1 protein-coding gene is annotated in these 976 nt (G+C 54.5%); it reads left to right on the top strand.

Features of this window, described 5'->3' with window-relative positions:
* Positions 1 to 976: terminase large subunit (locus ACTQZS_RS15355; RefSeq protein WP_441476591.1), on the top strand; the 976-nt coding region annotated here is incomplete at both ends.

Here is a 976-nt window from a genome sequence, read left to right as displayed (position 1 = left end):
CCAAGGCAGATCGGGCTGTGAAGTTTATCGAGATGCTCCGTCATACCAAAGGCAAGTGGGCTGGGAAGCGGTTCTGGCTTCTCCCGTGGCAGGAGCAGATTATCCGTGACCTGTTCGGCATCGTGAAGGAGAACGGCAAGCGTCAGTTCCGGACCGCTTACATCGAGATCGGGAAGAAGAACGGAAAGAGTGAGCTTGCTGCAGCGGTAGCGCTGTATCTCTTGTACGCAGACAACGAGCCGTCTGCCGAGGTCTATGGCGCTGCCGCAGACCGGCAGCAGGCCAGTATCGTTTTCGATGTTGCTCATCAGATGGTTTCCATGACACCTGCGCTTCTGAAACGATCAAAGATCATGGCGGCAACGAAACGAATTGTGAATTACAGCAACGCTGGATTCTATCAGGTCCTTTCTGCAGAGGTGGGAACCAAGCACGGCCTGAACGTTTCCGGTCTGGTCTTCGATGAGGTCCACGCCCAGCCGACCAGAAAGCTTTATGATGTTTTGACGCAGGGCTCCGGTGATGCCCGTGAGCAGCCACTGTTCTTTCTGATCACGACGGCTGGAACCGACAAGAACTCGATCTGCTACGAGCTGCATCAGAAGGCAAAGGATATCCTCTCCGGGCAGCGCGTGGATCACACCTTTTACCCGGTTGTCTATGGACTGGAAGACGATGAGGACTGGCACGATGAGAAGAACTGGTATAAAGCAAATCCAAGCCTCGGACAGACGATCGACATCGAGCGTGTCAGGGAGCACTACCATGAGGCGCTGGAAAATCCCGCCGAGGAAGCAGTGTTCAAGCAGCTGAGACTCAACATGTGGGTATCTAGTACGACCGCCTTCATTCCGGAGCAGGTCTTTGATCAGGGAAATGAACCGATTGATATGGGCAGTCTTCGTGGCCGGGAGTGCTACGGCGGACTTGATCTTTCGAGCACCGGAGATATCACAGCGCTGGTTCTGATGTTCCC

It is taken from the genome of Bilifractor sp. LCP19S3_H10 (assembly GCF_052119185.1).
GTDB lineage: Bacteria > Bacillota > Clostridia > Lachnospirales > Lachnospiraceae > Bilifractor.
This window is presented reverse-complemented; position numbering and strand designations above follow the sequence as displayed.